Origin of the sequence: Methylobacterium sp. BTF04, from assembly GCF_010692745.1 — a bacterium.
In the GTDB taxonomy this organism is placed as follows: Bacteria; Pseudomonadota; Alphaproteobacteria; order Rhizobiales; family Beijerinckiaceae; genus Methylobacterium.
The window spans coordinates 23,085-32,162 of sequence record NZ_JAAHTB010000042.1 but is presented as its reverse complement, the minus strand read 5'-3'; the positions used below and the strand labels follow the sequence as shown (position 1 = coordinate 32,162).

At 59.6% G+C, this 9,078-nt stretch carries 7 protein-coding genes; 3 read left to right on the top strand and 4 right to left on the bottom strand.

The window, feature by feature from the left end; all coding sequences use genetic code 11:
* Nucleotides 1-419: 419 nt before the first annotated feature.
* A complete protein-coding gene (gene cysC / locus G3T14_RS19425; RefSeq protein ID WP_163644189.1) occupies nucleotides 420-1,028 on the top strand; it encodes an adenylyl-sulfate kinase in 609 nt (202 codons plus the stop codon).
* Nucleotides 1,029-2,731: 1,703 nt separating this feature from the next.
* Nucleotides 2,732-3,415 (top strand): response regulator transcription factor, encoded by a 684-nt coding sequence (locus G3T14_RS19420; RefSeq protein ID WP_163644188.1) that lies wholly within the window; start codon nucleotides 2,732-2,734, stop codon nucleotides 3,413-3,415.
* Here the strand turns inward: G3T14_RS19420 and G3T14_RS19415 are convergent.
* Nucleotides 3,396-3,743: a hypothetical protein gene (locus tag G3T14_RS19415; RefSeq protein ID WP_163644187.1), complete on the bottom strand. Its 348-nt coding sequence runs from the start codon at nucleotides 3,741-3,743 to the stop codon at nucleotides 3,396-3,398. The genes G3T14_RS19420 and G3T14_RS19415 overlap by 20 nt on opposite strands.
* 405 nt (nucleotides 3,744-4,148) lie before the next feature.
* On the opposite strand from G3T14_RS19415, the gene G3T14_RS19410 reads away from it, so the two are divergent.
* Nucleotides 4,149-4,961, top strand: coding sequence for a methyltransferase domain-containing protein (locus G3T14_RS19410; RefSeq protein ID WP_163644186.1), 813 nt, complete (start codon nucleotides 4,149-4,151; stop codon nucleotides 4,959-4,961).
* An 80-nt stretch (nucleotides 4,962-5,041) separates the two neighbouring features.
* Here the strand turns inward: G3T14_RS19410 and G3T14_RS19405 are convergent, their stop codons facing one another.
* From G3T14_RS19405 to G3T14_RS19395, 3 genes are all read right to left on the bottom strand, one after another.
* The gene (locus tag G3T14_RS19405) at nucleotides 5,042-6,349 is read right to left on the bottom strand and encodes a glycoside hydrolase family 16 protein (protein WP_163644185.1); all 1,308 of its coding nucleotides are present in this window, start codon (nucleotides 6,347-6,349) and stop codon (nucleotides 5,042-5,044) included.
* Nucleotides 6,350-6,386: 37 nt separating this feature from the next.
* A complete protein-coding gene (locus G3T14_RS19400) occupies nucleotides 6,387-7,844 on the bottom strand; it encodes a hypothetical protein (protein WP_163644184.1) in 1,458 nt (485 codons plus the stop codon).
* Nucleotides 7,845-7,921: 77 nt separating this feature from the next.
* Complete coding sequence (locus G3T14_RS19395; RefSeq protein WP_163644183.1) at nucleotides 7,922-9,058, bottom strand: glycosyltransferase; 1,137 nt, start codon at nucleotides 9,056-9,058, stop codon at nucleotides 7,922-7,924.
* Between the last annotated feature and the right edge of the window lie 20 nt (nucleotides 9,059-9,078).

Sequence of the window (9,078 nt, the reverse complement as noted above, 5' to 3'; positions counted from 1 at the left end):
CGCTCGCCATCAGCCCAGAACCCACCGTCCGCAACAGCCTGATGAATAAGACGGGATAGGTCCAAACGCCCTTTCGTCCGAGGCCAACAGCCCCACCTACCATCCATTGCTTCATGACAAAGACAATTTTTATATTTTTTCTTTGGGACTTATGGAATCACGATGCGGATTTATTATTGCATTGAACATCTTCCGAAGATTTAGTTCGTTTTACCGAGATATGGGCCGACAAGAAATCTCTTTGAGATTGTGACGAAGTGCTTGATCATTGGGCGTCGGATGGCGCGCAAGGATTTTTATGGCTCGGATCAGCGCAAACAAAACTAATCTATAGTTTACCAAATTAAAACTGAGATCGATTTGCTAGGATATTCGCTCGCGCTCCGTCAAAAATTAGAATTTCGATCTAGGCCGGAACAATGTCGAACACTATTTCGTCCAACATAACCTGGCACATCTCGCAGCCCAAGGAGGCGCGGTGGGCTACCCTCAATCAACGCCCAGTCATTGCGTGGCTGACAGGCCTTTCGGGATCAGGTAAATCCAGCATCGGAACTGTGGTCGATCGAACGTTGACGGCCCGTGGGCGACATTCCATGGTTCTCGATGGAGACAATCTCCGACACGGATTGAGCGGCGATCTTGGTTTCAGCACCAAAGACCGCGACGAAAACATCCGGCGGGCGGCCGAAGCTGCACGACTTCTCGCGGAGGCCGGACTGATCGTGCTGGTTTCGCTGATCTCGCCCTTGAGAGCGGAACGGGCGACAGCGCGTCGGATCGCCGGCGACATTCCGTTTGTGGAAGTCTTCATCGACACCCCCCTCCGGGTGTGTGAGGCGCGCGATCCCAAGGGACTCTATGGCAAGGCTCGGTCGGGCCTCATTCCGGAATTCACCGGCATCTCCAGCCCCTACGAGCCTCCCCATGCGCCGGATCTGCGAATCCAGACCGAAACCGAATCTCCCTTGGAATCGTCCCTCGAATTGATTTCGATGTTGATGGAATTGACCAATCCGACTCAATAGAAATCCATCATTTTCAGTGGCAGATTTTGATCAATATTTATCCTAACTCACCCGGTACTATCACGAACTTCGTCTTCACCGATCCTGTTTCACAATCGCATTCAGGCTTCCATCTACAGGCCAAAAAATCGGGAATAGCGCCAACGACCGAATGACCGAGCCGACCCTCCGCGTGGCGCGGGGTACGTCCCAGACGGGTCGAAGCGCGCATCGCGGATAGCGCCGTGACGGACGAGGTCACATTCGGTGCACGAAGGGCGCACAAGCGCTCCGAAATCGGCGCCGAATCCACGCGGGTGCCTGAGGCGATCGTCGAGCGCTTTGCGATCGGGACGGTCTTGAGCCGAACACCGTTGCGCGCCACAACGAAGCCGGGTTCAGGCCCCACAGATGCACTGCGTGCTCTTTCCACGTATTATCCACACATGTTTGCAGTGCGGGCAGGCGGCCCCAGCCGCCTGTCGGCCGGAGGTGCTTTGCGAGAATCCACCTCGGCTGCGGAAGTTTTACCGTGTCGCGGCAAAGCCGCAGAGCTCGGGACGTTCGGCGCCTCAGACATCGTTCGACCGCGGATGTACTGGCGGCTTTAGAACTATAGACCACCCTAGATTCCGACCACGATCTGGGCCAGGCGCTAGACCGCAACCCCGTGTCATCCGCGCTCGTGATAATCAAAGAGCGGATAAGGATGAAAGGTTGTACAACTTATCAGCGAAATCTCTGCATCGATCAGTGACTGCAGTCGAATAAATATAGAAAAATCGAATTTTTGTTTCGATTTTTGCTGATAATTTTTAGGTACGCTCGACACCTGACTGATCAAAAGTCGCTTCAGGAGCGAGCCTTCGTGGCGAGTGCTCGGCGGGTCTCCACGCGAAAGAAGCAAATTCCACTGCCGGGAAGGCGGACTGGTTTTCGTACGAGCTATCTTTTCATTATCGAATAAGAGTAACAGGACAATAAATTTGATTGTAACGCCCCCTAGATTGGACTTTCTTTATTGTTATTCACAAAAATATTGTAATATTGATTTCGAAATAAACGAATCAAACTTGAATAATCCACGCAGATTTTATACTCACCGTTTAAATGAAGCAGTCAGAACAATTCTGATCTGAAGCCAAATAACGACCTCTTGGTTTATGATAAAATTTTCCAGAGAAAGCAATCCGTCTCTTTAGACGTCAAACATCCTCTGTATCTTAAATTACTGTTTATATAGCTGATAATAATAATGAATATTTTGAATAATAACAGTGAGACGAGTTTTTCAATCGCCCCTGCGACGGTTAAATAATAGTAATTGATTATCGATTCATGTCACATCAACGCGCCAATTACAGCATAATATCCAAAAATATCTGATAACTAATATTATTATTGATCCATCATCGATAGTATAAGTACTTTACATCGATTCAATACGCGCGAGGGAATACGGGCTCGCAGTCTTTTATCACAGCTTTTTGTGATTAACGCATGTTGACCAAATACCGGAGTTACGGCATTGTGCGTCGCAATAACTTGATACACAAACGTAGACATAATTTGTAGAAAAGTTCTCGTCGGTGGTGGGGCACCGACCTCAAAAATCAAAAATACGAATTATAACTCAAGCTATTATAAATCATTGATTTAACGGCATTTTTATACAGCAAGTCATTCGCCTTCATCTCATCCGAAGCCGATAGTGGAGTTTTGTGATGGAAAAACAGATCGCGAACCCGCTCAGAATTCTGATCGCGGATGGCCATCCGATGTGCGTCGAAGGTGTCCGGGCCGTCCTCCGCAACGTCGATGGGATGGAAATCATCCAGGAGGCGACGACCGGCTCGGATGCTCTGCGACTCATCATCGAGCGCAAGCCCGACATTGCCATTCTGGATATCACCATGCCGGGGATGCATGGTCTTGCCGTTCTCAAGCAGATACTGGCCGAGGCGCCGACGACCCGGGTGGTGATCTTCAGCGCGTACGAAGACAGTGCCTATGCACGCGATACGATCTCGGCCGGTGCACATGGCTACGTCCTGAAGCGTTCGACATCACAATGTCTTCTCCAGGCCATCGACGCGGTCAGGCGGGGTGGGCTTTACCTCGATCCGGCGATTGCGGCGCACCTCGTATCCGGCAATGCCGGAACGACGCGGCGCGCGTCCGGACGCGGAGGCCGCATCGTCGTGACTTTAACCGAGCGAGAGCGGGAGGTGTTCAAGCTGATCGCGTTCGGCTTCACCAACAAGGAGGTGGCCGGCAAGCTGGGGGTCACGTCGAAATCGATCGAGACCTACAAGACCCGGGCCAGCGAGAAGCTCGATATCCGGAGCCGGGCCAAGATCGTGCAATACGCGATCCTGCAGGGCTGGTTCAGCGCTCCCTCGTCGTGATGACGCTTTCCTCACCGGTAGATTTTTCGGGGGATTCGACCGGGTCGCGGCGCCCCATCTGCACGGTCCTGCTGCGGACACGCGCGGTCGAATGGCCGAGCACCGCGCGCAAAACGACCCCGAGCCCATAGCCGATCTGAAGCGCCACGATCCCAACGACGAGATTGACCGGAAGCGAGTACGTCGTATCGACGGCGAACACCCCGAGGATCGTCAGGGCTGAAATCACCACGACGAGTCCGGCCAGAACCATCACCAAGCCGGGCAAGCGCGCCAACAGCGTGAGGATGATGCCGGCGCCGACGAGACACAGAGCAAATGCCACCATGGCGGGTGCCTTCCTGAAAAGCGCCGGAAACCGTTCCCGTCGCCTCTAACCTGTTCGAGGGTCTTTCAGACGTCCCCCGCTGTATCGGATCATGTGCTGCTCGATCGCGCTCGGCACACGGAATTAGCAATCCGGTTGGTTAAAAATTCGACAAAATTAACGTTCGTCAATCTGTGATCGTGATCTGACCCCGTGGATGACTGCCGAGGCTCCGTAACGGGTGCTCGTCGGTTCGCACGCCGACACAATCGACGCCAGCTTCAATAGTCGATTGGGTGTCAGGTTTTTTGGTCATTACATGACATAGGTGTGCCCGATAGCTTCGGATTATGGCGAAAGACCGCGTGGGTGAGCGTTGGCGCACGCCATGACTCCGTAGAGTTCCCATCAAGACTGGAGGCCTCCGTGGCATCAGGTACGAGTTCGGCGCTGGGCGAGAGTTTCGCTTCAACGCCCAAGCGCAGTGCCTTGCGGTCCTGTCTCGGCGACGACGAGATCGTGCGACGCTCCGAGAATGCCTGGAGCAGCCTGAAGCCAAGCTTGGAACGCCTGATTCGCAGAATGCCGGCGCGCAAAGTGCTCGAGATCGGCGGGGGACGGCACCCCTTCTTCTCCGTGGAAGAGGCCGGCGCGCTCGATTTCGAGCTGACCGTGAACGATCTCGATGCCGAGGAGCTGCGTTACGCCCCGGGCGGCTTCAAGCGCCTCGTCCTCGATATCGCACAAGACATCGACGGGCAGAACGTCGACCGCGCGACGGTCGGGCTCGGAACGTTCGACCTGATCTTCTCCCGGATGGTGTTCGAGCATGTCCGCGATGCAGAGAAGGCTTGGTCGAACGTGTACGATCTGCTGGCGCCCGGTGGGATCGGCTTCGCGTTCGTGCCGACGCTGTATTCGCCACCCTTCCTCCTCAACCTCGCCATGCCGGAAGCCTTGACGAGCCGGATGCTGCGGATGCTCGACAGGACACGAAACCCGGACGAGATTCCGAAGTTTCCGGCTTTCTATCGAGGCTGTCGGGCGAGTGAAGCGGCGCTGTCACCGCTCCTCACCGGCATCGGCTTCACCGATGTCTGCGTCGTACCGTTCTTCGGCACACCGTACTTTCCCGCCGTCCCGGTGTTGAAGCACGTGGCCGCGGCCTTCGATCGCTTCGTCGAGAAGCGGGATTGGCGGATGTTCGCGAGCTACGCCTACATCGTCGCGCGAAAGTAAGCGTTTCTACTTGCGGTGTCGGACCAGTCCGACACCGCAAAGCTTTTCCGGCGCATCCGAGGGCCAAGGGATGCCGGTGGCTACTGGTAGACCCGCACCTGATCGATCCACAGATCGTAATAGCCCGACGGTGGCACGGTGACGGGCCAATCCTGGCTGATGGCCAGAGTCAGCATCATGAAGAACGGCGAGACGGTCTGGTGGCGGAACAGCGGCGCCCGAAACTTGGCGGCCCCGTCGAAGTAGAAAATCATCTCGTCATCGGTGATCTCGACGCCGTAATCGTGAAACGCGAGCGCGTAATCCGGTATTCCGACGATGTTTCTCTGCTCGCGCTTATAGCCCACCGCCTTCGCCGAAGGCGCGGGCCAGTCGTGCTCGGTCGCGACGTAGGACGTGGTCGCGTGACCATAGCCCTCGATCACGTCGACCTCGACGGCACCCTCGGTGGCGCTGGTGCGGATGCCCGCCTGGTCGAGAAGCCAGAAGGCGGACCAGCACCCGGGGCCGGCCGGGAGCATCATGCGGGCTTCGAAATAGCCTTTGCGGAACGCGCCGCTGGCTGACCCATCCGGAAATCCGGTGGAGAGGTGACCCGTGACCCAGGTGCGGCCGAACCCGGCCGGATCGATCCGCTCGGGCATGTGGGTGGCCCGAATACGCAGGAAGCCGCCCATGATCGTGTAGGGCGATCCCTCGGGGGCGTCATAGCCGAGGAACGCGGCCGCGCCGTATTCCTGGCCGTCTGGCTTCGGCCCGGCATACCAGACCTTGGGCGAGAGCCGATCGAACGACTCGTTCCAGACCAGGGCGCGGCCGTGCGCCGGATGGCCGGCCGGACGGTCCACCGGCGGCGTACCGTCCTGGCCCCCCTCTACGAAGAGATGAACCCGCAGGTTCAACGCGGTCTTGAAGGCATGATTGTCGGGCGGTGAATCCCACCCGTAGACATCGACCACCAAGGGTCCGGTGAGGGCCATCGACAGATCGACGAACGCCTCGAACCGTCCGTCCGGGTCCGGCACGGCCATCGTCCAGATGCCGCCGACGACGATGGCCACACTCCGAAGCCCCTTGGCGAGGCCGGCAAAGCGGACACGCTCGGCGCGCACCCGCATGCCCGCATCGTCGATGCGCGCGGTATAGGCTTTCGCGCCCTGGACCTGATTGTAGGTCGCGACGCCCGTGGGCCCCGGTGACGTCAGCTGGAGGGTAGGGGGCTCGGACGGAAGCGCTCCGGCCTTGCCTGCTGTCGGGGCTTCACCGGACGGGCTTTTGCTCGACAGGACGGCGATGACCGCGATCGCGCTGCATCCGACGAGCAGCCATCGTCGGGTCCCGCGCGGTGGCGGGCGCCGCAGGGGAATGAGGCGCAGCATGGAGGGCATGGCTGAACTCGAATGAAGGGGTTCGACGGAAATCGCGTCAAGCCGGTGACAGGCCATCGGTGGCCGACGGAGAGGGTTTCTGCACGACCCGCTTCGATCGGGAGCGCGCGACTGCGCCTGCCGCTGCGGGCTCGCGGACGAATGTCGGCGAGGCCGCCAGGGCCGCGCAGATGAAGAACAGGAGGCCGAGGTCGATGGTGGTCCCGGCGAGGCATCCGGCGACGAGCAAAGCCAGGCAAGCCGAGGCCGCCGCCTCGCGGATCGCCCGCAGGCCCGGGTCCGGCTCCAAGCGGGGGGCCCTGAAACAGCCAACGGCGAAGGCGCCGTAGGTGACCGCGCCGAACACGCCGATATTCGCCAGCACGGCGATCAGGACGTTGGAGGCCCGTGCGCTGCCGACGCCGACGCCGAAGCCATAGCTGTCGAAGAAGTTCGTCATCGCCTGGGTGTTCCAACTGCCGCGCTCGAGCGCCGACGCCGTGGTTCCCTTGAGGAAGATGAGCTGCTGGAGGGTATCGCTGACGGTGATGGTCAGGGCATCGTCGAGCATGATCGCCATGACGAGGCATCCGCCCAGGATCGGAGCCAGCAGAAGGAAGGCGATCCGATTCGTCCCGCTGCGGCCGGAGACGAGGCGCAGCAGGCCACCGGCGTAGACCAGCGCGAGATACAGCGAGACGCCGGCATAGGCCGTGGTCGAGGTGGACAGGATCAGGGCCGCGAACAGCAGCAGGGCGAGCGGACCCACGAGGCGGGAGCGATAGCCGTTGAGCCAGAGGTTCAATGCGAAAGCGAAGAGCGCCAGCGTGGTGCTGGCGAACGCGGACGCCTCGGGAAACGAGCCGACCAGCCGTTTGAAGCCAAGGACCTCGGCGGTATCGAGCATCCGGTAGGTCGCATTGCGCATGAAGCCGAGGCTGTCGGCCGTACCCGTGAAGAAGGTCAGGTAGTCGAGCGCCGCAAACAGAATGTTGCCGACGCCACAGGCGAGCAGCGCTTGCGCCATCCAGTGCTTGCCCTCGCGATCCCGGGCAAAGACGTAGCAAACGGCAAAACAGAACACGTCGCCGGCGAAGTACGCCATCTGGGTGAGGTTGCCGCTCACCGGTGCGAGCGGGGTGAGCAGAAGTCCTGGCCCCGCATCGGTGCGGGCGATCGTGAAGACGTAGGTTGCGCCGGCCAGGATTCGTGGGCTGAAGATCGCGACCACCGTGGCGTAGATCAGCGTCATCAGGAGCCAGAAGCCGGGCTTCGGCCACGCAAAAACCTGGACGAAATGCCGGAACAGGGGCCCCCAGAGGACCATGAGCACGAGGAAGCCGAGCAGCAGGGTGGCCGGTGGCAGGTTGGCCGAGCCGAGCGCCGTCAGGACCGACGCGGCAGCCGCCCCCAGCAACGTCGAGCAGACGAAGCTGTAGATCGCAAAGCGCCGTCCCTGCACGATGCAGAGCAGGCCGACGATCACCGTGGCGAAGCCGATCCATTCGAACGACATCGGCTAGAAGTCCCTCCGCGGGTCCGGACCCATCGTCCGGTCGAGAGGGCGAACAGTCCGTGCGTGCACGCCGCCGCTCATCGTCCGATCGCGACGAGGTTCGGGACATCCGACTGGCGCGGGGCGGCCGGGATCATCTTGGAATCGATGAACATCCGCATCCGGCGTTCGAAGACCGCGGTGGTGAACCGTTCGGCATGACGCCGGATCGCGTTCGAATCGATCTCCATCGTCGCCATGCGGTCGACACCCGCGATGATCGCGTCGACGCTTTGCTCGTCAAAGAACAGGCCGGTCACGCCGTCGACCACCGTTTCGGTGGCGCCGCCCTTGCCGAATGCCAGGACCGGGCGACCGCTGGCCATCGCCTCCACCGGAACGATGCCGAAATCCTCCTCCCCCGGAAAGACCAGGGCAAAACTCTCGGCGTAGAGTTGGCGCAGTTTCGCGAACGGTTGCGGCCCGAGAATGGTGACGGTCGGGCCGGCCAGACGGCGCAGCTCCTCCAGCATCTCGCCCCCACCGACGACCACGAGCCGGCGTCGCATCTGGTTGAACGCCTGCACCGCCAGATCGGGCCGCTTGTAGGCGACGAGTTCGCCCGCCATCAGCCAGGTCTCGCTGTCCTGCGCGGCCGGGTCGATGTAGAAATCGGCCACGGCCACCGGCGGCGGAATGACCTCCGACTCGCGCCGATAATAGCGCGCGATGCGCTGCGCCACCGTGTGCGAATTGGCGACGTAGTGGTCGACACGCTGCGCCGAGAGCGCATCCCACATGCGAATGTAATGGGCCGCCGGCAGCATCAGGATCCGCTTGAGGAACCCTGTCGTTCGCCGGTATTCGTGGAACATGTTCCAGACATACCGCATCGGCGAGTGGCAGTAGCAGATGTGAACCGAGCCTGGGGGCGGGATGATGCCCTTGGCCGGCCCCGATTCGCTGCTGATGATCAGATCGTAGCCCCGCAGGTCGAGCTGCTCCAACGCCATCGGCATCAACGGCAGGTAGTTCTTGTAGAGCTTCGCCGCGAACGGCAGCGAGCCGATGAACGTCTGCGTCACCCGCCGCTCGCGGATAAGTTGACTGACCGCATCGGGGCGATAGACATGCGTAAAGATATCTGCTTCTGGATACATGCGGCAGAGCGATTCGATTACCTTCTCGCCCCCGCGCATGCCGACAAGCCAGTAGTGCACGATAGCAATCCGCATCCGCCCCTGCTTTCACTGCC